Origin of the sequence: Acinetobacter suaedae, from assembly GCF_008630915.1 — a bacterium.
Taxonomy (GTDB): Bacteria; Pseudomonadota; Gammaproteobacteria; order Pseudomonadales; family Moraxellaceae; genus Acinetobacter; species Acinetobacter suaedae.
In genome coordinates, this window is the sequence record NZ_CP043909.1 from 2,838,008 (window position 1) to 2,863,591 (window position 25,584).

At 39.9% G+C, this 25,584-nt stretch carries 25 protein-coding genes, 2 tRNA genes, 1 rRNA gene and 1 pseudogene; 14 read left to right on the plus strand and 15 right to left on the minus strand.

What is annotated here, in order from left to right:
- Window positions 1-77: 77 nt before the first annotated feature.
- The 6 genes and pseudogenes from F2A31_RS13160 to F2A31_RS13185 form a co-directional block, all read right to left on the minus strand.
- Window positions 78-153, minus strand: a tRNA-Ala gene (locus F2A31_RS13160).
- A gap of 71 nt (window positions 154-224) precedes the next feature.
- A tRNA-Ile gene (locus F2A31_RS13165) sits at window positions 225-301 on the minus strand.
- 59 nt (window positions 302-360) lie between these two features.
- Window positions 361-1,897, minus strand: a 16S ribosomal RNA gene (locus tag F2A31_RS13170).
- 408 nt (window positions 1,898-2,305) lie between these two features.
- Window positions 2,306-3,366 (minus strand): annotated as a pseudogene (locus tag F2A31_RS13175) (DUF6670 family protein).
- 17 nt (window positions 3,367-3,383) lie between these two features.
- Window positions 3,384-4,217, minus strand: coding sequence for a CDP-diacylglycerol--serine O-phosphatidyltransferase (pssA, locus tag F2A31_RS13180; RefSeq protein ID WP_150026801.1), 834 nt, complete (start codon window positions 4,215-4,217; stop codon window positions 3,384-3,386).
- A 38-nt stretch (window positions 4,218-4,255) separates the two neighbouring features.
- Window positions 4,256-5,113, minus strand: a complete 858-nt coding sequence (locus tag F2A31_RS13185; RefSeq protein ID WP_150026803.1) for a 23S rRNA (adenine(2030)-N(6))-methyltransferase RlmJ — start codon at window positions 5,111-5,113, stop codon at window positions 4,256-4,258.
- A gap of 150 nt (window positions 5,114-5,263) precedes the next feature.
- On the opposite strand from F2A31_RS13185, the gene F2A31_RS13190 reads away from it, so the two are divergent.
- The gene (locus F2A31_RS13190) at window positions 5,264-5,872 is read left to right on the plus strand and encodes a 2OG-Fe(II) oxygenase (RefSeq protein WP_150027819.1); all 609 of its coding nucleotides are present in this window, start codon (window positions 5,264-5,266) and stop codon (window positions 5,870-5,872) included.
- A 65-nt stretch (window positions 5,873-5,937) separates the two neighbouring features.
- Entirely contained in the window at window positions 5,938-6,465 is a 528-nt protein-coding gene (locus F2A31_RS13195; RefSeq protein WP_150026805.1) for a hypothetical protein, read from the plus strand.
- Window positions 6,466-6,478: 13 nt separating this feature from the next.
- Here the strand turns inward: F2A31_RS13195 and F2A31_RS13200 are convergent, their stop codons facing one another.
- The 4 genes from F2A31_RS13200 to F2A31_RS13215 form a co-directional block, all read right to left on the minus strand.
- Window positions 6,479-6,721: a DUF2789 family protein gene (locus F2A31_RS13200; protein ID WP_150026807.1), complete on the minus strand. Its 243-nt coding sequence runs from the start codon at window positions 6,719-6,721 to the stop codon at window positions 6,479-6,481.
- Window positions 6,722-6,880: 159 nt separating this feature from the next.
- On the minus strand, window positions 6,881-7,867 hold the full coding sequence (locus F2A31_RS13205; RefSeq protein WP_150026809.1) for a malate dehydrogenase: 987 nt from the start codon (window positions 7,865-7,867) through the stop codon (window positions 6,881-6,883).
- A gap of 169 nt (window positions 7,868-8,036) precedes the next feature.
- Window positions 8,037-8,723, minus strand: a complete 687-nt coding sequence (locus F2A31_RS13210) for a ribonuclease T2 family protein (protein WP_171490602.1) — start codon at window positions 8,721-8,723, stop codon at window positions 8,037-8,039.
- A 28-nt stretch (window positions 8,724-8,751) separates the two neighbouring features.
- Window positions 8,752-10,659 carry a lytic transglycosylase domain-containing protein gene (locus F2A31_RS13215; protein WP_171490679.1) on the minus strand — a complete coding sequence of 636 codons (1,908 nt, stop codon included), beginning with the start codon at window positions 10,657-10,659 and terminating at the stop codon, window positions 8,752-8,754.
- 299 nt (window positions 10,660-10,958) lie between these two features.
- On the opposite strand from F2A31_RS13215, the gene miaB reads away from it, so the two are divergent.
- Genes miaB through F2A31_RS13235 form a run of 4 tightly spaced genes read left to right on the plus strand, consistent with a single transcriptional unit; the run spans window position 10,959 to window position 14,344 of the window.
- Window positions 10,959-12,410: a tRNA (N6-isopentenyl adenosine(37)-C2)-methylthiotransferase MiaB gene (miaB, locus tag F2A31_RS13220; RefSeq protein WP_150026815.1), complete on the plus strand. Its 1,452-nt coding sequence runs from the start codon at window positions 10,959-10,961 to the stop codon at window positions 12,408-12,410.
- 39 nt (window positions 12,411-12,449) lie between these two features.
- A complete protein-coding gene (locus F2A31_RS13225; protein ID WP_150026817.1) occupies window positions 12,450-13,529 on the plus strand; it encodes a PhoH family protein in 1,080 nt (359 codons plus the stop codon).
- Between the two features lie 18 nt (window positions 13,530-13,547).
- A complete protein-coding gene (gene ybeY / locus F2A31_RS13230; RefSeq protein WP_150026819.1) occupies window positions 13,548-14,033 on the plus strand; it encodes an rRNA maturation RNase YbeY in 486 nt (161 codons plus the stop codon).
- 11 nt (window positions 14,034-14,044) lie between these two features.
- Window positions 14,045-14,344, plus strand: coding sequence for an antibiotic biosynthesis monooxygenase family protein (locus F2A31_RS13235; RefSeq protein WP_150026821.1), 300 nt, complete (start codon window positions 14,045-14,047; stop codon window positions 14,342-14,344).
- A gap of 71 nt (window positions 14,345-14,415) precedes the next feature.
- Here F2A31_RS13235 and F2A31_RS13240 read toward each other — a convergent pair whose 3' ends face one another.
- Window positions 14,416-16,575, minus strand: coding sequence for a TonB-dependent siderophore receptor (locus F2A31_RS13240; RefSeq protein ID WP_150026823.1), 2,160 nt, complete (start codon window positions 16,573-16,575; stop codon window positions 14,416-14,418).
- Window positions 16,576-16,844: 269 nt separating this feature from the next.
- Entirely contained in the window at window positions 16,845-17,729 is an 885-nt protein-coding gene (locus tag F2A31_RS13245; protein ID WP_150026825.1) for an energy transducer TonB, read from the minus strand.
- A 233-nt stretch (window positions 17,730-17,962) separates the two neighbouring features.
- Here F2A31_RS13245 and F2A31_RS13250 point away from each other — a divergent pair, with 233 nt between their 5' ends.
- The 3 genes from F2A31_RS13250 to F2A31_RS13260 all read left to right on the plus strand — a co-directional run bounded on the left by F2A31_RS13250 (window position 17,963) and on the right by F2A31_RS13260 (window position 20,277).
- A complete protein-coding gene (locus F2A31_RS13250) occupies window positions 17,963-18,646 on the plus strand; it encodes a hypothetical protein (protein WP_150026827.1) in 684 nt (227 codons plus the stop codon).
- 194 nt (window positions 18,647-18,840) lie between these two features.
- Window positions 18,841-19,557 (plus strand): DUF3108 domain-containing protein, encoded by a 717-nt coding sequence (locus tag F2A31_RS13255; protein WP_150026829.1) that lies wholly within the window; start codon window positions 18,841-18,843, stop codon window positions 19,555-19,557.
- Window positions 19,558-19,701: 144 nt separating this feature from the next.
- The gene (locus tag F2A31_RS13260; protein WP_150026831.1) at window positions 19,702-20,277 is read left to right on the plus strand and encodes a xanthine phosphoribosyltransferase; all 576 of its coding nucleotides are present in this window, start codon (window positions 19,702-19,704) and stop codon (window positions 20,275-20,277) included.
- Window positions 20,278-20,316: 39 nt separating this feature from the next.
- Here the strand turns inward: F2A31_RS13260 and F2A31_RS13265 are convergent, their stop codons facing one another.
- Entirely contained in the window at window positions 20,317-20,586 is a 270-nt protein-coding gene (locus F2A31_RS13265) for a hypothetical protein (protein WP_150026833.1), read from the minus strand.
- A gap of 217 nt (window positions 20,587-20,803) precedes the next feature.
- Between F2A31_RS13265 and thyA the strand changes: the two genes are divergently transcribed.
- The 5 genes from thyA (at window position 20,804) to msrA (ending at window position 24,483) form a co-directional block, all read left to right on the plus strand.
- Window positions 20,804-21,646, plus strand: a complete 843-nt coding sequence (gene thyA, locus F2A31_RS13270) for a thymidylate synthase (RefSeq protein ID WP_150026835.1) — start codon at window positions 20,804-20,806, stop codon at window positions 21,644-21,646.
- A 20-nt stretch (window positions 21,647-21,666) separates the two neighbouring features.
- Window positions 21,667-22,176 (plus strand): dihydrofolate reductase, encoded by a 510-nt coding sequence (locus tag F2A31_RS13275; RefSeq protein WP_150026837.1) that lies wholly within the window; start codon window positions 21,667-21,669, stop codon window positions 22,174-22,176.
- An 18-nt stretch (window positions 22,177-22,194) separates the two neighbouring features.
- On the plus strand, window positions 22,195-23,250 hold the full coding sequence (locus tag F2A31_RS13280; RefSeq protein WP_150026839.1) for an Lnb N-terminal periplasmic domain-containing protein: 1,056 nt from the start codon (window positions 22,195-22,197) through the stop codon (window positions 23,248-23,250).
- Between the two features lie 127 nt (window positions 23,251-23,377).
- Window positions 23,378-23,854: an META domain-containing protein gene (locus tag F2A31_RS13285; protein WP_150026841.1), complete on the plus strand. Its 477-nt coding sequence runs from the start codon at window positions 23,378-23,380 to the stop codon at window positions 23,852-23,854.
- 104 nt (window positions 23,855-23,958) lie between these two features.
- Window positions 23,959-24,483: a peptide-methionine (S)-S-oxide reductase MsrA gene (gene msrA / locus F2A31_RS13290; RefSeq protein WP_150026843.1), complete on the plus strand. Its 525-nt coding sequence runs from the start codon at window positions 23,959-23,961 to the stop codon at window positions 24,481-24,483.
- A gap of 54 nt (window positions 24,484-24,537) precedes the next feature.
- Here msrA and F2A31_RS13295 read toward each other — a convergent pair whose 3' ends face one another.
- Complete coding sequence (locus F2A31_RS13295; RefSeq protein WP_150026845.1) at window positions 24,538-24,942, minus strand: ExbD/TolR family protein; 405 nt, start codon at window positions 24,940-24,942, stop codon at window positions 24,538-24,540.
- 1 nt (window position 24,943) lies between these two features.
- Window positions 24,944-25,564, minus strand: a complete 621-nt coding sequence (locus F2A31_RS13300) for a MotA/TolQ/ExbB proton channel family protein (RefSeq protein WP_109439646.1) — start codon at window positions 25,562-25,564, stop codon at window positions 24,944-24,946.
- Between the last annotated feature and the right edge of the window lie 20 nt (window positions 25,565-25,584).

Below are 25,584 nucleotides of genomic sequence, written 5' to 3' on the forward strand. Positions count from 1 at the left end.
TGTGATAAATCACAGAAGTTAATAAGCGTTTAACTTACTAAGTTCTGTAATCTTTAGCTCGTACTTCGTAAAGTACGTGGTGGAGACTAGGAGAGTCGAACTCCTGACCTCCTGCGTGCAAAGCAGGCGCTCTACCAACTAAGCTAAGTCCCCAGCTTACAATCATCATGAACGATATATCTTTTTATCTAGCAGCTTGTGATTATTCATCACTTCGTCAGTAGTGGTGGGTCTGACAAGACTTGAACTTGTGACCCCACGCTTATCAAGCGTGTGCTCTAACCAACTGAGCTACAGACCCTCAGATACATCTTCGAAGAACAACTTGTTGTGGATTCTTACCAGTCACCAATCTTTCGTTAAGGAGGTGATCCAGCCGCAGGTTCCCCTACGGCTACCTTGTTACGACTTCACCCCAGTCATCGGCCACACCGTGGTAACCGCCCTCTTTGCAGTTAGGCTAGCTACTTCTGGTGCAACAAACTCCCATGGTGTGACGGGCGGTGTGTACAAGGCCCGGGAACGTATTCACCGCGGCATTCTGATCCGCGATTACTAGCGATTCCGACTTCATGGAGTCGAGTTGCAGACTCCAATCCGGACTACGATCGGCTTTTTGAGATTAGCATCCTATCGCTAGGTAGCAACCCTTTGTACCGACCATTGTAGCACGTGTGTAGCCCTGGCCGTAAGGGCCATGATGACTTGACGTCGTCCCCGCCTTCCTCCAGTTTGTCACTGGCAGTATCCTTAAAGTTCCCATCCGAAATGCTGGCAAGTAAGGAAAAGGGTTGCGCTCGTTGCGGGACTTAACCCAACATCTCACGACACGAGCTGACGACAGCCATGCAGCACCTGTATCTAGATTCCCGAAGGCACCAATCCATCTCTGGAAAGTTTCTAGTATGTCAAGGCCAGGTAAGGTTCTTCGCGTTGCATCGAATTAAACCACATGCTCCACCGCTTGTGCGGGCCCCCGTCAATTCATTTGAGTTTTAGTCTTGCGACCGTACTCCCCAGGCGGTCTACTTATCGCGTTAGCTGCGCCACTAAAGCCTCAAAGGCCCCAACGGCTAGTAGACATCGTTTACGGCATGGACTACCAGGGTATCTAATCCTGTTTGCTCCCCATGCTTTCGTACCTCAGCGTCAGTATTAGGCCAGATGGCTGCCTTCGCCATCGGTATTCCTCCAGATCTCTACGCATTTCACCGCTACACCTGGAATTCTACCATCCTCTCCCATACTCTAGCCATCCAGTATCGAATGCAATTCCCAAGTTAAGCTCGGGGATTTCACATTTGACTTAAATGGCCGCCTACGCACGCTTTACGCCCAGTAAATCCGATTAACGCTCGCACCCTCTGTATTACCGCGGCTGCTGGCACAGAGTTAGCCGGTGCTTATTCTGCGAGTAACGTCCACTTATCCAAGATATTAGCTTGGTAAGCCTCCTCCTCGCTTAAAGTGCTTTACAACCATAAGGCCTTCTTCACACACGCGGCATGGCTGGATCAGGGTTCCCCCCATTGTCCAATATTCCCCACTGCTGCCTCCCGTAGGAGTCTGGGCCGTGTCTCAGTCCCAGTGTGGCGGATCATCCTCTCAGACCCGCTACAGATCGTCGCCTTGGTAGGCCTTTACCCCACCAACTAGCTAATCCGACTTAGGCTCATCTATTAGCGCAAGGTCCGAAGATCCCCTGCTTTCTCCCGTAGGACGTATGCGGTATTAGCATTCCTTTCGGAATGTTGTCCCCCACTAATAGGCAGATTCCTAAGCATTACTCACCCGTCCGCCGCTAGGTCCAGTACCGAAGCACCTTCCCCCGCTCGACTTGCATGTGTTAAGCCTGCCGCCAGCGTTCAATCTGAGCCATGATCAAACTCTTCAGTTAAAATCATTTGCACCTTAGTTAAGACAAGGTGCCAATTCTGGCTCATCAATTACTGACTTAATATTCGCTCAAATAAACTTCGAGAAATTTAAACCAATTAATCAATGAAAATATATTCGATCGATCAACCAGTAAAAATCCACACAAGTTGTTCTTCTATTCTCTTAATGATCTTCTCGATGATTCGTCATCATCAAGCTAGGTCGGCTATATTACTCTAAATTTCTTTAAAGTCAACTGGTAATTTAGATATTTTATCAACTTATCAACCACACCAAGAATCTAACCACTTTAAGCCAAATCCTTGTTTATCAACAAGTTTTTATCCGCATCACCGCCGATGGATGTGCATTATAGAGGATTAGAGATGTGTTGCAAGTGTTTTTTCTCAATTACCAGAACGTTTGTCTACTTCTTACACAAATAAGGCTGAAAATTCGAAATCTTATCTATTATTTGCTCGGTTTTGTTTTTTTCTTGCCAATGTAAAGGTCGACAATCAATGTATTCACAATAACCTGACCCTTGATATGTCTCATTGTTCCAAAAAGTTGATAATTAAAGCTCCCCACATAACCCGCAGCTAATCCAAACTTATAATCACCACGGCTTTGACCATGTAATTGGAAAACAATCTGATCGCCCTGTTGGTACTGCCAAATAAACTCTCGAGCTAAATACATATCACGTCCATTTGGCGTTCGTACTTTTGGATAAACTCGCATAACATCAAAATCTACATTTTGATTGTAGAGTATGCTTGGTTGTTGATCATGTTGAATTTCTATTCGGGTAAAAATGATCTGATTCCACTGGTTTCTTAGCTCTGTAAGAATAATTTGCAATTCAGCATGGACCTGAATAATTTGATAAGTGAAAAAATGAAATGCAATAAAAGGTAAATGTACAGCGCGGGCATGCTTTAACACTCCTTGTGCTGTAATTTGATATTTTTGTTTTTTATATACCAACTCCCCTTCGCATTGACATCGTGTATACCAATAATCAGCAACTCCCCATTGTAATGCGGAGTGATTCTCAACTTCAGAAAATGTATTTACTTTTAATTCACAACTAAGCTCATCATCAAAACGTTTAAAATAATAATTGGGGGCATCAACCTGAATATGATCAATATCTAAAAATTGATAACGATCAACATCAAATTGACACTGATCTTTTGCACTATAACTTTTGAGATGCCCAACTGTTGCTACGCTACTACTTACTAAGACGGTTGCGGTATCAATTGCTGTGGTCATCACAGCACTCGCGTTATAACAAACCGGAATGCGTGGTTGTCCGATAAGACTGATAAAATTTAGATAATGAAAAGGCGCTGGAAGATTTGGCAGGATCAAAGCCTGATAAACGATTTTAAATAAACCCTTAGGTGGATAGAAGATTAGAGCATCTGACTTATTGAGGTTCAGCTGCTTTAATTGATTGTTATTTATCAATATTGGCATACTGAACCTCCATATTTTTAGGTTGTTATTTTTGAATCATTCTTTTTCGCTAACAAAGTCGTTATAAATCCAGATAGGATATAAATAATACAAACAGTCAATATCCCTACTGGAATGTTGTACGTGATTGCTGCAAAAATCAAGACCACAGGTAACATCACAACAAAAGGTACCCGCTTACGATCCATTTGTTTAAATGAATAATATTTGATATTCGAAATCATGAGTAAACCTATACTCACCATTACTATTGCATTAACAACTTGAATCACAATATCTTTCAAATCAAAAATAAATGGAAAGTCACGACCAACCCAAACCATTGAAATCACGGTGACAGCAGCGAGAGGACTTGCAATACCAATAAAGTATCGTTTATCTACCACACCAATTTGAACATTAAAACGAGCCAATCTGAAAGCAGCGCAAGCAGTATAAATAAAACAGCATGCTAACCCAATACGACCAAGATCATGGAGGCTCCAGCTATACATCAAAATTGCAGGTGCAACACCAAAAGCAAGCAAATCTGACAATGAATCATATTGCTCACCAAAAGCACTTTGTGCACCGATGGCACGAGCAACACGCCCATCCAAACCATCCAATAATGCAGCTAAAAAAATCGCATAAATAGCTTGGTTAAAATTACCATTCATACTGGCAATAATGGAATAAAAACCAGAAAGAAGTGCAGCCGTTGTAATTAAATTCGGCCACAAATAAATCCCACGACGTTTTACTTTTTGCCCTTCGTGCGTATGCTCTTCTTCTTCCACTTCAAATGTAATGATATCAAATGACCTACCATCTTTATTTAAATCAGAATCAGGTTTCAGAGAATTTGTCATTATTTTCAATTCCTCAACAATATTTTAAAGTTGATGAGTTATTCACCCACCAACCAACGCACTGCAGCATGCCCACCAGTTTCTTGCATACGCAAATGTGGAAATAACCATTGTAATGCTTGATCCGCATCTTCCGAAAATTTCCAAGGTGGGTTAATCACCAAAAGTCCACAACCATTTAAACCAACTGGTGTGTCATCAGGCCATACACAGATCTCACACACCAACTGACGGCGAATCCCTGTCTTAAACATTTTCTTTTCAAAACGTTCAATCATGGCGCGATCTTTAATTGGATACCATACAGCAAATACACCTGTTGGCCATTTTTTATGAGCAGCTTGAAGTAATTCAACCAGCTGTGGAAAATCTTTTCTTTCTAACTCATATGGTGGGTCGATCATTATCAAACCACGTTTTTCTTTCGGTGGGATAACCCCTAATAAACCTTCATAAGCATCTCGCTCATGCAGGCCCATACGTTTATCACGAATGTTATGTCTTAACTCTTGAAATACATCACGTTGCATTTCAAAGACAGTCGCTTTATCAATCTCACGCATTCCCTGTAACGCAAACCAAGGTGAACCAGGATAACTTCCCTTCCCCTCTTCAGCACGCAAGGTTTCAACCAGCTTTAAATAGTCTTGCACACCTTCAGGTGCCTGACGCTTCTCCATCTCACTTAACTGGATGAGGCGATGAATGCCAGTTAAAAACTCACCAGATTTTTGTGCTGGCGCTAGAGATAAATCATATTTACCTGCCCCACCATGGGTATCGATATATCGATATGGCTTATCTTTAGCATTTAAACGATTAAGCAGTTGAAGCAAAAGCACATGCTTCATAACATCGGCAAAGTTACCTGCATGGAAATGGTGACGGTAATTCATGTTGACAATTATTCCTCAATTCAAAGGATAGTTTAGCATGAAATAAGGGCTGTTGACATTTCACACATACTTGGGACAGTAGACATTTTTTAGTGTTGATGTGATCATCTAAAATTGTATTGTGATCGAATGAATATTAACTGGAACTGTATGCAACTCACCGCTCTTCCGACATCTTGGAATATTGATCAAATTTTAGATGATCTAAATAAATTAGGGTTTGCCTTGGTTGATAATGCATACCCACTTGAATATGTACATGATCTTGTTCGAGAGTGCGGCTTACATCTAGAGGAATTTAGGGCAGCAGGCATACAAAATGGTGTTGTCAGTCATATTCGAAGTGATCACATATTATGGATAGACGACCAACTCCCTGTTGCACAACGACATATCAATACATTGCAAAGCTTATCCCAAGTATTAAACCAAGCCTTTTTTCTTGGCATTAAAGAAGTTGAAGCCCATTTTGCATGTTACAACGCTGGCGAGTTCTATGCTTTACACAGAGATAACCCACAGCAAAAAAATGATCGGATGATTTCAACCGTCTTTTATCTACATGAACATTGGCAACAAGACTGGGGAGGACAATTACATTTACAAGATAAAAACGGAAAATGGCATACCATACAACCTCAACCAAATCGCCTCGCTATTTTTTTGAGTGATATACTGCATGAGGTTCTACTTTCCAAGCAACAACGCCTCTCTATTACAGCTTGGCTTAGAAGCGGAAATTCTATCTGGAACAATTAACCCCTTTAAATCACTAAAAACAACCTTATATATCACGCATAACTGACGATTTTTGAGATCAATGAATGTCAAATGAAACCAAGCAAGTAATCACTCGGATTGGTGAAACAGACCAGCTCTATTTAACAAACAATACTCCAAGTCTCGCTTTAGAGCGAGCAGACTTGCGTTTACAATTGGTCATATTAAGTCACGTTCGTCAGGAGCAACTACATTTTCTACAAGAAGCTATCGTATTGCTTGAACAAGCACGAATCGAATACGATGAGATGCCGCTAAGCATATATCTGAATTTGTCTTTGTATTTAGCCAAAGCGTATATGATTTATTATGAATTGACCAAAGAACAACGTTTCGCTTTAATTACACAGCAAATATTAAAACCTCTCGCACATCATGATCATTTAGACATTTATTTCTTTTTAGCTTATGCATCTGCTGTAAAACAAGAACAAGCGCTCACACGCCATTGGCTAATAAAATATGTGTCATGTTTCAATCATGATTTAGAATTACTTCACGCCCATCCAGCATTTGACTTAATACGTAAAGAAGACTGGTTTAAAGCACTTATAAGAAAAAAAGCTCACTGATGTGAGCTTTTTCTTAAGTCGTACTATCAACATGTAGTTGCTGATTCAGCTCATCTATTACGATGGCCCATTCATCATCTTTATCCCAATGACTCTTGAGAAAATCTTGTTGCCCTGCGCTCCAAAAATCGGCTTCATGCAATTTCTGGCCAGCACTTAATTGATGAGTTTTAATAAAGTTTTCCATCGAAACTTCATCTGCATCAAGCCCCAATTGTTCAAATAAAAGTTCAAGTGTTGGTTGTTGTTCAAACATTTTTCTTCTCCTTAGATAAAACCCATCTAAAGAATAATCTAACAATAAACTGCATTAACTTGCAGACACATCTCTATATTTTCTTGTTGTGTTTTGTGTTCTTAAAATAAAAAAGCACTCTACAAGAGAGTGCTTTTGATAATTCATCAATATGATAAATTATTTAACCATGTCAGCAATCGCTGCACGCTCTTCTTCTAACTCATTAAGAGTGAAGTTGATACGTTCACGGCTGAACTCGTCAATTTCTAAACCTTGAACGATTTTGTATTCACCGTTTTCAGTTGTTACAGGGAAACCGAACATTACACCTTCAGGAATTCCATAAGAACCGTCAGAAGGAATACCCATTGTTACCCATTTGCCATTTGTACCTAACGCCCAATCACGCATATGGTCGATTGCAGCGTTTGCAGCAGAAGCAGCAGAAGACAAGCCACGTGCTTCGATGATCGCAGCACCACGTTTACCAACTGTTGGAAGGAATACATCTTTATTCCATTCAGCATCATTGATTTTGTCTTTTAAGCTTACGCCATTTGCAGTCGCAAAACGGTAGTCAGCATACATTGTTGGAGAGTGGTTACCCCAAACTGTCATGTTCTCGATGTCTGAAACTGCAACACCTGCTTTTTGAGCAAGTTGAGTCAACGCACGGTTGTGGTCAAGACGCAACATCGCTGTGAAGTTTTTCGCTGGAAGATCTGGAGCAGATTTCATTGCGATGTAAGCATTTGTATTTGCTGGGTTACCAACAACTAGAACCTTAACGTCACGGCTAGCAACTTTATTTAAAGCTTGACCTTGACCAATAAAGATCTCGCCATTTACTTTCAATAAGTCAGCACGTTCCATACCAGGACCACGTGGACGTGAACCTACTAATAATGCATAGTCAGCATCTTTAAATGCAACTTCTGGATCATCAGTCCCGATCATGCCTGCCAATAATGGGAAAGCACAGTCATCAAGTTCCATCATTACGCCTTTAAGCGCTTGTTGAGCTTTCTCAAAAGGAACTTCAAGCAATTGTAAAATTACAGGTTGATCTTTACCAAGCATTTCACCGCTTGCGATACGGAATAATAAACTATAACCAATTTGACCTGCAGCGCCTGTAACGGCAACACGAACGGGTTGCTTCATGTAATTGTCTCCAATGAGGGTCCTTAATTGGACTAGATAGTGATTCCATCCAGTCAAATCATCATAAACGGCAAAGATTGTACTCTAAAGCAGCAGCAGATGCATATAAAAGAGAATGAATTTCAACAAAAGTCTGATGGAAAATACAAATTAAGTGAAATCAAAAAAGTTAATAACTGCCTTTTATTGTGAATTCACTCGGGCATCCTGTTACCACATGACTTGCGCATTGCTTATATTGTCCGTTTTTGTGATAACACACTCGGATCTCCGTCAGGATTGAATCTGATCGTGAAGATTGGCAACTAAAACGAATACCATTTGCCGGTAAAGAAGGATTTAACTTCGTGAATTGTTGTCGCAGACTTTCTTTTTGTACAGTAATCGTGTTTTGACTGGTCAAGTCAGTCGGTATCTTTAATCTTTCAGCAAAATTAATAATAGTCCTAAAGTATTGGCTTGCATTCATCGGAACACAACCACCAACATTTTGCCACAACTGTACTCGCTCAGTTTCATTTGGCATTACACGAGCAACCACCGTGGACTGCAATGGGGATAAGGTAGCTGATGATTTTGTTTCACAATTTCGATTGACAGGAACTTCTGGTAACAAACTCGAAATTGTTAAGGAATACCCTTCCAAACACTTTCTTTGTTTTTGTCTTGATGAGTCCAAAGCACAAACAGCAGGTGTCATTTCTACATGCAAAATATAGCCTGCAAGATTTTGACTACTCGCAGCATATAATGATGTGCCGAACGAAAGCATGAGACAACTAACAAAAATTTGTCCCCACCTTACGAACCGTCGTTTAAAAAAATCTATTGATTTCATCAAATACCAGAACTTCATGACTTCAAATTAACTATCCACTTATTTTTCAAGGGCTATTTCGCACAGGAATCATTCCCATCCTTTTTTCTAAGGATTGAGGCCCCTGCCCCAACACCACACCATAATGAGTCGCATTGGTCATGACATGCTTGACATAGTCACGTGTTTCCAAAAGTGGAATCGATTCTGTATATTGATCCGCTGCCAATGGTTGATTTTCTGGCTGCCAACGTCGCGCACGATTTGGTCCCGCATTGTAACCTGCCGTTGCCAGCACCGCATTGCCGCTAAGTTGTCCCTGAATCATTGAAAGATAGAAAGTACCATAACGAATATTGGTATTCATTTCACTCAGCGCAGCTGGATTGTAGGTTTCACCCATTTGTCGAGCAATTAACTTTGCGGTATTTGGCATGATCTGCATTAAACCACCAGCACCGACATGAGACCGTGCTGTGGTGACAAAACGACTTTCTTGACGCATAAGACCATATGCCCAAGCGGGATCTACACCTGCATTATTGCTATGACTCGTAACATTTGTACGATGTGGTGTAGCAAACCGATAAGTATCATTGTGACGCGTTGTAGTACGATCAGCTGCATAAATTGCCCGATCATACCACCCCATATCATGTGCGCGTTTTGCTGCAGCAAGAATCAAACCATCATCATGCTGTAAATAAGCTTGGCGTACTGCCCAATTCCACTCACGATTGGTATAAGTGGCTGGTGCGTTAATTTCTCTAAGCGTAAATGCTCGTCTAAAGTGAATATTCTGATTAAGCCGTTGCGTATCTTGTGCGCTTGGTTGTTCATTATAAGGTTGGTGATGATAACGCTGCCCCAAACGATCTTTGGCCAACAAATGATGATAATCATCACCAGCTTGAGCTAATTTACGATAGATCTGTTGTGCAACTTGTTTAGATGCTGCATCAGCACGTTGCTCAGATGCTCTCGCCAACCAATATTGCCAACGATCTTCTTGTTTTTGCGTTACGGACATCGCATCTATTGCACGAATCAGACTTTCCCAAGAACCAAATCGAATGGATTGTCTTGCATAAATTTCTGCTTCTTCTGGACTAAATGGATAACCATAACTTTGATCAAATGCTGTTAATACTTCACGATTAAAGCCATTTTTCATCACAGTTGTACCACCCACATAGCCAACTGTACGATATAAATATTGTTGTACTGCTTGTGGTGTATCTTGAATCGCACGAGGAAGATTTGCTAATGCATTGGTTAAATCACTATCTGCAACTCTCCCCAAAGCAAATATCAAATATGCGTAATCAGCATCATTGTTTTTAGCTGCACTCCATAGATAACCCAAAGGATTGGCTTGAATTTGATTAAGTTGTGCAAGCGACAAATTCAGTCCCATTGATTGTGCTGTTGCAATCGCAAAACCTGATTGCCCAGCACGCAATTGTGACCATAATCGATGTTGGCGATCTTGCGCGGTCATCAACGGGCTAGCCAGCATCAATCGCCCTAAACCATTACATGATTCAGGTTGTGTCGTGGTGGTTAACCAAATATCTTTGTATTCAGCAAATACGAGACTATCTCCCGTTTGTGCTCGAACTTGTGCAACAGCACAACTTTCTGCTTGATCAGGATTTGTGACATAGCTGAGTACTGGTTTAGCTTCTGCAAAGCTAGCATATTTGACTTTTTCTTCAACATAGTCAGCGGCCAACTTTTCAGCCATAGCCGATTGTGGATAGCGTTGAGCAAAACTAATAATAGCAGAGGCTGGTTGTGAAGCTAAATTAGTATTGAGCTTCCAATATTCAGGGTAATATCCCAATACATCATTTTGCATTTGTTCTTGAAATTGATCGAGCAAAGCAATATTACTCGCATTCGCAGCGCGTAAAGCATCATTAAACTGAATATCCAAAGCATATAATGATGAACATGCAAACATACCACTCATTGCGAAAAAATAACGGAAACTGTTCTTATACTTCACTTTTTTAGCCTCCATTGTTATCAAATCACCTTGCTTTTTCATTTTCATCAATCAATATGCCCTGTTCACCCTAGTGATATAGTGTAATAAGTCTAGCTTTCTACTATTGTTGTGTTATGTAACTTACTGATTCATATTCATTAAAACGCATACAATTTTATTCACAAACTGTCCATTTTTGTCAGTTTTTTATTCTCTGCGCTCTAGCAAAAATACTGCTATAATCCGCCGTTTATTTAAATCCATCTTGTTTAGGAGCCTGCATGACGGTTCAAACATTCATTCCAAGTGCGACACACGCTGCCTCAGAAAACACTGTTACCCAGCCAATGCACACCGCTGATGTTTCAATGAAGAAATTATATATTGAAACTCAAGGGTGTCAGATGAATGAGTATGACAGTCATCGTATGGCAGATTTGTTAGGTGATTCACATGGTTATGTACTCACTGACAATCCAAATGAAGCCGACATTCTATTAATGAATACTTGCTCTATCCGTGAAAAAGCGCAAGAAAAAGTATTCAGTGGTCTTGGTCGTTGGCGCAAACTTAAAGAGAAAAATCCTGATCTCGTGATTGGTGTTGGTGGTTGTGTTGCCTCTCAAGAGGGTGACAACATTCAAAAACGTGCACCTTATGTCGATATGGTATTTGGTCCACAAACACTACACCGTTTGCCGCAAATGTTAGATCAACATCAAGCGCAAGTTGAAAAACCAAAGAAAGAAAAAATCAAGCTGGTTGATATTTCATTTCCAGATATTGAAAAATTCGACTTTTTACCAGAGCCTCGCGTGGAAGGCTTTAAAGCATTCGTATCCATCATGGAGGGTTGTTCTAAGTACTGCTCTTTCTGTGTGGTGCCGTATACTCGTGGTGAAGAGGTTTCTCGTCCATTAGATGATGTTCTAGCAGAAATCGCGGGGTTAGCAGAAAAAGGCGTTCGTGAAATCAGCTTACTCGGTCAAAACGTTAATGGTTACCGTGGTGAAACTTTTGAAGGCGGAATTTGTACATTCCCAGAATTACTACGCTTAGTGGCAGAAATTCCAGGGATTGGTCGTTTACGTTACACCACTTCTCACCCACTTGAGTTTTCAGACGAACTTATTCAATGCTACCGTGATTTACCGCAAATGGTTTCACACTTACATTTACCCGTACAAAGCGGTTCAAATGATGTGCTACAAGCGATGAAGCGTAATCACACCATCGACGTTTATATTGATAAAATTGCTAAATTACGCAAAATTCGCCCAGATATGCATTTATCTAGCGATTTCATTATTGGCTTCCCAGGTGAAACAGACGCACATTTTGCGGAAACGCTACAATTCATTAAAGATCTAGATTTTGACCACTCTTATAGTTTTGTTTATTCAAAACGCCCAGGCACTCCCGCTTCGGATCTTCCTGATGACACACCTGAACACGTGAAAAAAGAACGTTTGGCTCAAGTCCAAGAAGTTATTAAACGTTCAAGTATTGATAAAACTGATGCCATGCTCGGTAAGATCGAACGTGTCTTAATTGAAAAAGTATCTGATAAAGATCCAAATATCTTAATTGGGACAGCAGATAATACTCGTCTGGTTACATTTGTAGGTGATGCAACTTGGGTGGGTCGTTTTGCTGAGATTGAGATCACTGAAATCAAAACTTTAAATTTAGTTTATGGTGAGCTCTTGAATCTTGAACCTGACGTGGCGTAATGTAGGGGTATTCTTACAAGTCAATAAAAAGGGTTTCTCTTGACTGCAGCGATTCGACGTACAGTAACGTTCCCTGAGATTTCCATGGAACGCCTAAAAAGCATGCTCGGTGCATATAACGGGCATTTAAAACAAATCGAACAACGTTTAGATGTCAAAATTACTCACCGAGGAGATGCGTTCTATCTCGATGGTGATATAGAAACGGTCGAAAGAGCCGAAGCATTATTGCAACGGCTCTATCAAGAGTCTGAAACATCACAACAAATCAGCGCTGATCTATTACATCTCATGATTCAATCCTCACAATCCGAGCGTGATTTCGAGTTGGTGGGTGAGGAGTTGGATGAATATGACGCGCCAATAGATGTGTATTTTCAAACACGCAAAGGACGAATTAATCCTCGTGGCGCCAACCAAAAACGCTATGTGCAACGCATTTTGCAAAGCGATATTTCTTTTGGTATTGGTCCCGCTGGTACAGGTAAAACGTACTTAGCGGTTGCCGCTGCCGTTGACATGTTAGAACGCAATGAAATTCAACGTATTTTATTGGTTCGCCCTGCTGTCGAAGCTGGGGAAAAACTAGGTTTCTTGCCGGGTGATCTTACTCAAAAAATCGATCCATATTTGCGCCCACTATACGATGCTTTGTATGAGATGCTCGGTTTTGAGAAAGTTGCCAAATTGATTGAACGCCAAGTGATTGAGGTTGCGCCTCTTGCTTATATGCGCGGACGAACCCTTAATCATTCCTTTGTAATTTTGGACGAAGCGCAAAACACTACGCCAGAACAAATGAAAATGTTCCTCACACGCTTAGGTTTTGGTTCTCGTGCTGTGATTACAGGTGATGTGACACAGGTTGACTTACCACGTGGACAGCAATCAGGCTTAGCACAAGCACTCCGTGTACTGGAAAATGTACACGAAATTCATATTACCCGCTTCCACTCTCGAGATGTGGTTCGTCATCAGTTAGTACAAAAAATTGTAGAAGCTTATGAAGGTTGGGACAGCGAACAACAGCGCTTGTCAGCTGAAGCTCGTGCCGAACGTAAAGCCAAGCAAGAAGCTCTAATTGCTGAGAACGATGAAAAAGCGGATGCACAGCATTAAGATGATTAAGGGTTTATTTTGAAAATCAATTTAAGTCTGCAACAAGACTTTCAAACTGCTGAGTTACCACTGAAACGTGGTCAAATCAAAAAACACATCGAAACCGCATTACGTCATGTCGGTTTCGATGCTGATTGTGAAATTGGCATTGCTTGTATTGATCTAGCAGAAAGCCATGAACTAAATCTGCAATATCGGGAAAAAGATAAACCAACAAATGTACTTTCTTTTCCAAGTGACATTCCAGAGGAAATGCTAAGTTTGCTAGATGCTGAACCTTTGGGTGATTTGGTCATTTGTATGCCTGTGGTTTTGCAAGAAGCGGAAGAGCAACAAAAAACACCGATGGATCATTTCACACATTTATTGGTACATGGCATTTTGCATTTGCTCGGTTATGACCATGAAACCAGTGAATCTGATGCTGAAGAGATGGAAGCATTAGAAATAGCAATTTTGAAGAAACTCAACATTGCCAATCCTTACCAAGCTGATGAAATCTAGTTGAAACGCTTATGTATGTTGTCATTTTTAAAGCCACAATCAATACACTCGATGCAACTTACTCTGAAATGGCACAAAAGCTGAGAAATAAAGCTTTAAGCCAATTTAACTGTATCAAATTCGAAGCATGTAGTGAAAATGGTTTTGAAATTGCGTTGTCTTATTGGCACAACCATGAAGATATCAGACATTGGCAACAAGACGCTGAACATCAAGTTGCTCAGCGGCTAGGTAAAGAAATATGGTACCAACACTTTAGCGTGGAAATTTGCAAAGTTGAGCGTGCTTACTCTAGTCAAAATGAATTGTGAATAACATTTAAGTTATCCACATCCTCAAATAAAAAACGGCTGAATTCAGCCGTTTTTTATTTATTAAACTTTTAGAATTGATAACGGAAAGTCAATGTTGCATTTCGTGGTGCGCCATGTGTGATTTGCCCATATGCAGGGAATACACCGTAATAATCTTTATCAAATACATTGTTAATATTTAACTGGGCCGACAAATCTTTGTTAATTTTATATTTCGCCATTAAATTAACCAAAGCATATGAACCTTGTACAACCTTAGGATCAGCACCAGCAGGCACATTTTTCGCAAAAATATAAGTATCACTTTGCCAATTAATACCTGCACCAACACTTAATGCATCCCATTGATTTGGAAATTGGTAAGTAGTATAGGTTTGTATCATTTTACGCGGCAGTTCGGTATTAATATCATCACCTTTCGCATCTGTCGCCTCATACTGACTATATCCTGCTGTAAGATTCCAATTTGGAGTGATCTGTCCGCTCACCTCCAGTTCAAATCCTTTGCTCTCTGCACCTTTTGCTGCACGATAATAGGTTTCCTGTACGCCATTTCGCTCTATCTGCCCCGCCGCCTGTGCCAAATTATCTTGCTTAATATTAAAAATCGCCAAAGTACCATTTAAGCGATCATCAAACCATGATGATTTCAAACCAATTTCGGTACTATTGCCTTTAATTGGATCTAGGTAGTTATTACTCATGTCTTTTTGATTTTGCGGTTGAAAGATACTGGTATAACTCACATAAGCAGAATAGTTTGAATTAATGTCATAAACTAACCCTGCATAAGGAATAAACTCATGCTCATATTTAATTTTCTTTGCTTTGGCACCTAAATCTTTTTCATAATCAGTCACACGCCCTCCTACAATGAGCTTAAGGGGATCAAGTAAAGATAATTGCGTTGCAGCAAACACTGCATTTTGCTTTACGGTGTATTTTTCTGAAGATGTCCAATCCCCCCACACTGGCTCAGCAAGAGACGCATTCCAACGATAGATGCTCTCTATAGGCTGTGTCATAGTACCCGTACGACCAAGTGCAGTAAAATCTTGATTTGAATATTGATAGCCAACGGCGACTTTGTGATCCCGACCAAATAAATCAAATTGGCCATCAACCTGCAGTGTAAGATTGTCTTGATCAATATTTACATCATAGGAACCAGCAAAACCAGATAACCCCATGCCCGTTTCCTTATTAGGATAACCCGAGACATAAAACAGTTTAGAATCAGCTTCTCTCTTACCATGAGCATAAGAAAACTTTACATTCCAGTTGTCATTAATTTGTTGAGTAAGGTCTGCAAACCAATTGGTATACTTCACCTGCCAACGTGTCCAATCCTGACTTGTTGTGGTTTTTTTAGGTAAGTTTGTTCGCGTACCATCACTAAAATAAACAGGTAAACCACCCCACATTGGCCCACGTGGATCATCATCTTGATAGCTTATCCCAACAGATAATAAAGTAGAGTTTGTTAAATCTGCTTCGCCTGTCAGTAACAGCGTTAAACGTTCTTTACTTAATAAATTAGTAAAACTATCACCCTCCTCGTATTTCGCAACAGCTCGCCCACGCAATGTTCCAGAGTCATTTAAACTATTTGCAATATCGCCCATGACACCGTAATTGTTCCAACTACCGCCAGTCACTTCAATATTCGCAGTAGGAACTTTACTCGTTGCACGTTTACGCACCATATTAATTGCGGCAGATGGATTACCAGTACCTGTGGTCAAACCTGTTGCGCCCCGAACAATATCAATATGATCATAGATTGCAGTACTTGCAAAGATTTCCCCAGAAGACCAAGGCAATGTATAAGTTGTTGGAATACCATCAATAATATAATTATCCACAACAAAGCCTCGTGAATATATGCCACCTCGATTGGTCTCATAACGATTGACCGTTAACCCTGTGACATTCTCAGCAACATCAACCAAAGTTGTGAGTCCCTGATCTTGCATACGTTGTTGTGTTACAACAGAAACAGATTGTGGGAGTTCCTTTAGCTTTAAATTTAATGGTAATGCTGTCGATGCCGTTTCAGCGGTATAGGAGGTAGAAGCTTTGTCACGCTCTGCTTTTACAATAATCGTTGGCAGCTGTGCATTTTCTGTATTTGACTGAGCAGAAGCCAATGAGGGTAAAAATATTGCTGCCATTGCCAGAACAAGTGGGTGTGCTTTAAATAAGCTCAATTCAGAATCGTGTTGCATGCAAAAATATCCTTTTCACAAAGTTTAGAGCATTTGGAGACACACACCACTTTCCCCCGAAATTTTAAAGAAGGATGTATTGATGCTCTAAAGGAGAATTAAAGAAATTACAAAACGAATGATAATCATTTTTATTATCAATTCAAGAACTATAAGACAAAAGCAGCTATGACTATGAGGTTTGTACTTAAAAAAGATGATGCATAAAATATAAGATATTAATTTTAATTGATATTTAAACACATACAATAAATTAAGTTCTGTCTTAGTTAATGCACTTCAAATTCTGCATCGACTGGATCAAAACGCCATGTTCGGATAATCCTTAGCTCAGAAATATCCTTCATATTGCTGTCAAAAGCTCCAAATGGTGCGCCACGGCGAACAGAAGCCCGAGCTGCCTCGTCCAAAAGTGGATGCCCTGAGCTCTCAATTAAACGAATGGCACGAATACCACCTTGCACATTCAAGATCACCATTAAACGGACTTCACCTGCTAAGCGTTGTTGCTTTGCCGCATCGGGATAATAACGATTGCCATACAACTCAACTTTTTGTCGAAATTTATCGAGATAAGCTGCCGATGCATCTTGTTTCGCTTGTATTCCATCAACCGTTTTAATACGTTGCTTACGGCTAAAATTTTGTTGTCGCTGTAAATACTGCGCTTCTAAACTTGCCACCATCGCAGCTTTGGCTTGAAATTGACTTTGTAATTCTTCTAATGCTTTCTTACGTTCATTCTGCTCAGCTTGTTTTTGCCAACTCAACACCGTCATTAGCACCTTTTCCTCAAAGAGGAGCTCACGTTTTTGTTGTATCGCTTCGAGACTTTCAAGCTCATGCTCCCCTGCCGTTGCATCAGTTTGCATTGGAGCAGGCATATCAGTAGACATACGATGTGCTTGATGAAACTCACCCGATCCTTGTTGATCAGTCTGTGCTAGGAAGTCCGCATGTTTGACCTTATCTTGACTTGGCCTAACAGACACAGCAATTTCTTTAGTCGAAGTATCAGTTGGTGCAGGCCTTGAAAACTGCGTTGTCAGTACAAGACCATGTATCAAGATCGCAACAACAATCGCCCCAATAAAAATTGGATCTTGCCACCAAATGGAAGTCAGTTGAGTACGAAAATTTATTTTATTCAACATGGTATATAAGCGACAAAAATGCCTCATCCCCAACGGTAGCTACCGCATAAAAACCAAACCAATATTCAAAAGTTCAAAAAAATGTGATCCACTTATAGATAGAATGCTTCCATGGCATCATTTTATGAAAATGTAGCAATTAATTTTGCTACACTGCAAGCGACAAATTTAATTTTTATTTTTTAGTTAAGCAAAGATGGCGAATATACCATTCACTTTCTGGAACAACTTTTATGCAAACGCTACTCTCATCTGTTGTTAAACGTCTACGTAAAGTTTACCAAAAAGCCGAAGAATTCATTGAAGAAGAAAGAGAGTTTCCACTTTCACAAGTGTTTGTAAATGCCACAATGGAACGTTATGTCACCAACAATGTAGAGATCATGCAAGACTTACATGCAGATCTATATGATGGTTGGTTACGTCTATACACGACTTTGGATGTAAAAGGTTTACACACCACATTATCTGTTGATTTAAAGCTAATCCAAATGGAAATGAATCACAACGTCCAATTAATGGTATTTGAACAAATTAGCAATACACAGGTGATCGAAGCAAAATTTAAAAACATTTTCCAGAAATGGGGCTTTTATATTGCTATTTGGTATTATCAGAAATTTAAGGAAGAAGATCCTTTAGGCAAAATTTTAGCGCATTTTGAAATTGTCACAGTTAAAGATGATTTACTCTATCTCGATCTAAATCGGTGGTTCGGAAAAAAACCAAGTATTATCGAAACCTTAAGCAAGGTTCATGTCAACCGAGCAAGAGTTCGCCCTGCGGAACTCATTGTTTGGGGTAATGTCAATCTTGCTGCGATTCTATCCCCACCCAATGATGAAGATTTCGATGAAGAGGAATTGGAAGATAGCACTGTGACTCCAATTCAACAAAAGAAAACGAAAAGAAAATAAATAGTATGCTCAGTGGGTGAACATTTCATTTTGTCCTTAACCCATTGAGCATAACCCTTCATGATTTATACGAAAATTAACAAGCATTTAGTAAAAAAGCTGAACTTTTCTTCACAATCTACAGGCATAATAACTCCAAATTCTCCTAATAAATGAGTGCAAATACCTCGTATCCACTCTAAGGACACTACGTTATGACACAGAAATTATCAAAAGTGCTCGGCATTGCGACAGCAACATCTGTAGCAATTTTATGTGGCAGTTTATCGAGTCATGCATTGGCAATGACCCCATTCCAAGCAAACTACCAATTTAGTTACAATAACAAAAACTTAGGTTCTGCAACACGTACACTCGCTCAACAGGGTAATAACTGGACATATTCTTTTAATGCGCGTGCTGGTGGTATCGCCTCTGCCTCTGAAACCAGTCAATTTAGCTTTGCTAACAATAAGATCACATCGCAAAAATTTAGTCGTACCAGTAAGATCTTGGTTCATAACAACACCATGAACATCAACTTTAATCCTAGTGCGAAAGTAATCAACACCCAAAAAGATGACAAAAAACGTTCTTTCCCATGGAAAGATGGTGTCTTAGATGAGTTGAATGCCGAATTACAAGTTCGTGAAGATCTTAAAAATGGTAACACCTTACAAACACGCTACTTTATTGCAGATAGTAAGGCCGTGGATGAACGCCGTTTTATTCGCCAAGGCACTGAAACCATTAAAACCAATTATGGGACTTTTAACACGATTAAAGTCGTACTTCAGCATGATAAACCAGAACGCAATACGGTATTTTGGCTCGCGCCAAAACTTGATTATCTCCCTGTCAAGGTGACACATAATGACGGAAAATCTTCGTATGGGCTTTTATTAACGGGCTATACGGGTAAAACTAATTAATCAGCGCTAAAATTGCAGCCATATACCAAACATCGTAAAGTTCTGTGAAATATCAACAAAGCTGCGATTTATGGCTTGCAATTTTTTTGATGCTTTTTAAAATATGCCTTTGCTTGAAAAAGCATCCGTTTAGAGGATTCTCCCGTGTACGCTCTAGAACAGAAAATCTTAAATGAAGGTATCGTTCTATCTGATCAAGTCTTGAAAGTTGACGCTTTCTTAAACCACCAAATCGACCCTGTGCTCATGCAGCAGATCGGCAAAGAATTTGCCGCTCGTTTTAAAGATGCTGGCATTACCAAAATTATTACCATTGAAGCGTCAGGTATTGCACCTGCGATCATGGCGGGTCTAGAGCTTGGTGTGCCTGTGATTTTTGCTCGTAAATATCAATCATTGACCTTAAAAGATGATCTTTATCGTTCTAAAGTGTTTTCATTTACCAAACAAACCGAAAGTACGATTGCTATTTCGAACAAACACATTAGTTCAAGTGATAAAGCACTTGTCATTGATGACTTCTTGGCAAATGGCCAAGCGGCATTGGGCTTGATTGATCTAATCCATCAAGCAAATGCTGAAGTGGTCGGTGTTGGAATTGTAATCGAAAAATCTTTCCAACCAGGTCGTGATGTCTTAATTGAAAAAGGCTATCGTGTAGAGTCATTGGCACGCGTTAAATCCCTCACCGATGGCAAAGTAACCTTCGTGACTGAATAAGATTCAATACTTAAAAAGCGGATGAAAGTTCATCCGCTTTTATTTAGGATATTTCGCTAACCATAATGCAACTGCTTTCTTTTTGCAAACCATACCTTTTTTATAGCAAATCACACTTAACCCCAAAGTGATAAAAGCAAAATAAACCAAAATATTGCCCCAAAAGATCCCTAATATAAATAAAGCGGCGACCAACAACAGTAAACCTAGTGCATTAAATATAAGACGTGATCCCTTATTATCTATTTCAGAATAGATAATAAGAAATTCTTCTTCAGACATTCTTTTTACTTCTTGTTCGTTCAGCATAAGATAAGCACCTCTACCAAAATTTTAAAAAACAATAAATTTTATCTATTTATATTAATGCTGTTTAGTAGCCAAACTTGCAATAGAAAATAAACAAGTAAACTTAAATAGAGCAGGACCACATCCCTATCATGGCATCAAGTGCTGAATTGAACCATTATTTATCACATAAATTCTGCTAAGATTAGCCCGATAAAATTTGCGATTAGGAATTACGATGCGCACATACTTAGACCTTTTACAACATATTCTCGACAATGGCGGCGACAAAGGTGACCGTACAGGTACGGGTACACGTTCAGTATTTGGTCATCAAATGCGCTTTGATCTTTCTAAAGGTTTCCCCTTACTCACCACCAAGAAAGTCCATTTTCGTTCAATCGTGATTGAGCTACTCTGGTTTCTCAAAGGTGATACCAATGTTCAATATCTCAAAGACAATAAAGTTACCATTTGGGATGAATGGGCAACTGCAGAACAAACCGCTCGCTTTGGTCGTCCAGAAGGTGAATTAGGTCCAGTGTATGGACATCAGTGGCGTAATTTTGGCGCAACTCAAAATGAGGATGGCAGTTATCAACAAAATGGTTTTGATCAAATCAAATGGCTGATTAATGAAATTAAAACCAATCCTAATTCACGTCGCTTAATTGTGTCTGGATGGAATCCAAACGAGGCTGGAAAAGTTGCTTTACCGCCTTGTCATACGTTATTCCAATTTTTCGTACAAGATAATAAGTTGTCATGTCAGCTTTATCAGCGCAGTGCTGATGTGTTTTTAGGTGTGCCATTTAATATTGCTAGCTATGCGCTGCTGACACACATGATCGCCCAAGTGTGTGGCTTAGGTGTGGGAGAGTTTGTCTGGACAGGTGGTGATACGCATCTCTATGCCAATCATTTTGAACAAGCGAAATTACAACTTAGCCGTGATCCTCTACCGTTGTGCCAGCTTAAACTGAATCCAGAAATTACTGATATTTTTGATTTTAAATTTGAAGATATCGAAATCTTGGGTTATGAATCACACCCAGCAATTAAAGCACCTGTTGCAGTTTAAAACGATAAGAGAGCTCACTTATGGCATGGCAAGGCACAGAAGTTGTCCACGTAGTGGCAATGGATAGAAATAACTGTATTGGAAAAGGAAATGCCCTGCCGTGGCATATTTCTGCAGATCTCAAACATTTTAAAGCCATCACTCAAGGTGGTGTGGTTATCATGGGTCGTAAAACCCTTGAGTCAATGGGACGTGCATTACCGAATCGCGTAAATTGGGTGATTACGCGAGATCCATCTTGGCAATTTGATGGTGTAAAAATTGCGCATAGTATTGAGGAAGCTTTAGATGCTGCACTTACAGACGTACAACACTCTGAAAAAGCATCCTTATTTATTATTGGTGGAGGAGAGATTTTTAATCAAACACTTGCCATTGCTGACCGCCTAGAATTGACCCATGTAGACTTAGATGTTCAAGGCGATGCACATTACCCAAAAATCTCTGAGAATTTTCAAAAAGTGAACTCAGAACTACATACTGATGAAAAATCAAATATCGCCTTCGAGTTCGCGACTTACCAAAAATAAAATGGACTGCGAATTGTTATGCATGAGATTGGATCACGTGAGTTCTTCATTGGATTAGGGATATGGTTCTTACATAGTACCTTTACTCTTTTCGTGATCCTTTCCAGTATTTGGCTATGTTTAGCCTTATGGATACAGCAACCCCTTGGTCCGATCTTTAGTCGCCTTATCATTATTCTTTGGGGTCTATTCGCACTCAGTTTGCTTGGTTTCTATGTCAGCGGACATATTTTTAGTCGACGCACTGATATTCTGCTCTATTGTTTCGCGTTCGCTTGTTCTTTGTTCTGGTATTTTTCTTTAGATGCACGTCAAGACCGCGTCTGGGATCCAGAGGTATCGGAGCAACTCAGCTATGAGAAAAAAGGCGATATTGTAACTTTGCACAAGGTACGAAACTTTAATTGGTACCCCGATGGACGTTATGACATCCACTGGGAGGATCGGACAATTGATCTAAACAAAATCACAGGAATTAATGTGATTGCCTCCTACTGGATGGGCCCCCAAATCGCACATACTCTCGTGAGCTTTGACTTCTCAGATCAAAAACCATTGGTATTCTCGATCGAAATTCGGAAAGAAAAAGGCGAATCTTTCTCTGCGATCGGAGGATTCTTTCGTAAATATGAGTTAAGCCTAATTGCATCCGACGAGAAAGATATCGTCTATACACGTAGCAATATTCGTCAAGAACAGGTTTATTTATTCCCGATCAAAATTCCTGCTGCAGAACGTAAAGCATTATTTATCGAATATCTAAAAAAAGCAGATGAACTACGCGCTGAAGCAAAATGGTATAACACCCTGACCAGTAACTGTACTACTCTAATCTTTGATATGGCACAAGCAATTAGCCAGCAAGCATTACCCAAAGATTACCGCTTACTGGCTTCTGGTTATTTACCGAATTATTTACATGATCTAAAAGCACTGAATCAGAATTACAGCATGAAAGAATGGTATCAACTGGCTCATATCAACCCACGTACTGAGCAGTATGCCAAACAGCCAAATCAAAGTAGTGAATATTTTTCCGAAATCATACGTGCTGGACTTCCTGAAACTGAATGAATATTCCACTAATTTAATAAAGCCTATCTTAATTTTTACAAAAGGATACTGAATACTCTATTCAGATCCACTTTTATAAAGTTTAATAATAATCACATAAACACAATGACTCGGATTTTTAAATTTTATGTTAAAGCCATTTTTAACTTCTTGTACTTTAGCGGTTGCTGTTGCAATGACTGGTTGTGCAACCACAGAATCTTTAAACACATCTCCAAATGCATCACAGAAAGAAACGATCAATTTATATAATCGTATGTGGACTGCTACACATATTAACGGTATCGAAGTTAAAAGTAATGAGCTTTCAAATAAAAGACCGTCGATTCAGTTCGATGCTCAAGCTAAACGCTTCTTTGGCGCAGATGGTTGTAACAATATTCAAGGAAGCTTCGAAAGCCAAGGCACCATTTTACGTTTAGGGCCTGTTGCATCTACTATGATGGCATGCATCGGCAAAGACAACAGTGATCTATCACGTCAATACGCAAATGCTTTAGCAGCGACCACAAACTATGAGCTAAAAGGTCATGAACTCAATTTCCTTGATGCTTCTGGGCAAGTTCTTGTAAGTTTCGTTACGGTCATTCAACCTTTACCGTAATTCCTCTCAATTAAAGTCACAGCCCGTTGCAAACACGGGCTTTTACTTTTTGTCGACTTCGTTTACTTTAAAGACATTCATAGAACTAGAAATTGGGGACTTAAATGCAACAAGCACTGTTTGGTGGTGGATGTTTCTGGTGTGTAGAAGCAGTTTTTTTACAGCTTAAAGGCGTTGAAAAAGTAGTCAGTGGTTATGCTGGCGGTATTGTACAAGACCCAAGCTACGAACAAGTTTGCCAAGGCAACACTCAACACGCTGAAGTTGTTCTTATCGATTTTGACGAACAACAAATCAGCTATACACAACTTTTGAATGTCTTTTTTACCACCCATGACCCAACGACATTAAATCGTCAAGGCAATGATATTGGTACACAATACCGTTCTGTGATCTATTACTTTAATGAAGAACAGAAACAACAAGCTGAGCAAATTATTCAAAGCCTAGAAGATGAAGGATTAAATATTGTCACTGAGCTGAGCCCTGAACCTGTCTTTTATCCTGCTGAAGATTATCATCAAAATTTCTATGCACGTAATCCGTCCCAAGGTTATTGCAACTTTAGTATTCCACCTAAATTATCCAAACTACGCTCTAAGTTTTTAGATTTACTCAAAACTGAATAGCAATAAAAAAAGCAACTCGAAAGAGTTGCTTTTTTTCAATGATAGGCGTTAGCTCTAGTTTTCACTAACGAAAGCAATATCACTCAATCCAGCTTCACTAGCACGCGACATAACTTGTGCAACCGTGTCATATTTTGATTCTTTATCTGCACGTAGCTGCACTGTCGGTTTTGTTGTCGCTTGCCCCGCTTCTGCAAAGCGTGTCTCTAACTCATCCAAACTAATGATCTGAGTATCCCAAGCCACCTCACCTTTGGCATTAATACTAATCGTAATTGCTTGTGGTGGTGGATCGATAATTTCAGCAGTTGTTTTTGGTAAACTTAATGGAATTGATGGGTTTGCAACCGTTGCTGTGACTAAAAAGATAATCATCAATACCAACATAATATCGATCAGAGGAATGAGATTCATCTCATTCATACCACTGTCGTGGTCTTCACCCAATTGAAAGCCCATTTTAAGCTTGACCTCCAACTAAACTTTGTTGTGTTGCTTTAGTTTCAGTTTGCACGGTTGTCTCTTGTTGTAACATCGTATCAATGAGCAACAGATGTGCTTGGTCTTGAAGTTCATGTGCCAAACCACGATTAAAGCGCATACAAATGTTGTAAGCCAATACCGCAGGAATCGCAACAGCAAGACCAAGACCCGTCATGATCAATGCCTCACCGACAGGAATTGCAACCTGTGCTAAACCAGCCTGACCGCTTTTGCCAACAGCGACAAGTGCATGGAAAATCCCCCACACCGTACCGAACAAACCCACAAACGGAGCAAGTGAAGCAATCGTACCCAATACCGAAACACCTTTTTCTGCTTGTGACTTTTCAGCAGAGATCTGACGTAGTAAAGCTTGTTCAGCAACCGCTTTACGCTGTTCAAAGGTGAGTGGTTGTAACTTTGCTTTCAGTGTAGCCAAAGCCTGAGCAAGTTGAGCATAAGCTTGTTGTTTTAATTGGCGTGTTCCTAAAATACGTAGGATGAAAATCGTCCACGTTGCAATCGACATTGCGAGAAGAACAAAATACAGTGTTTTACTTACTGCATCTGCGTGTTGCCAATAAACTGAAAAGTTCATATACGAACTCCTGATTTAAT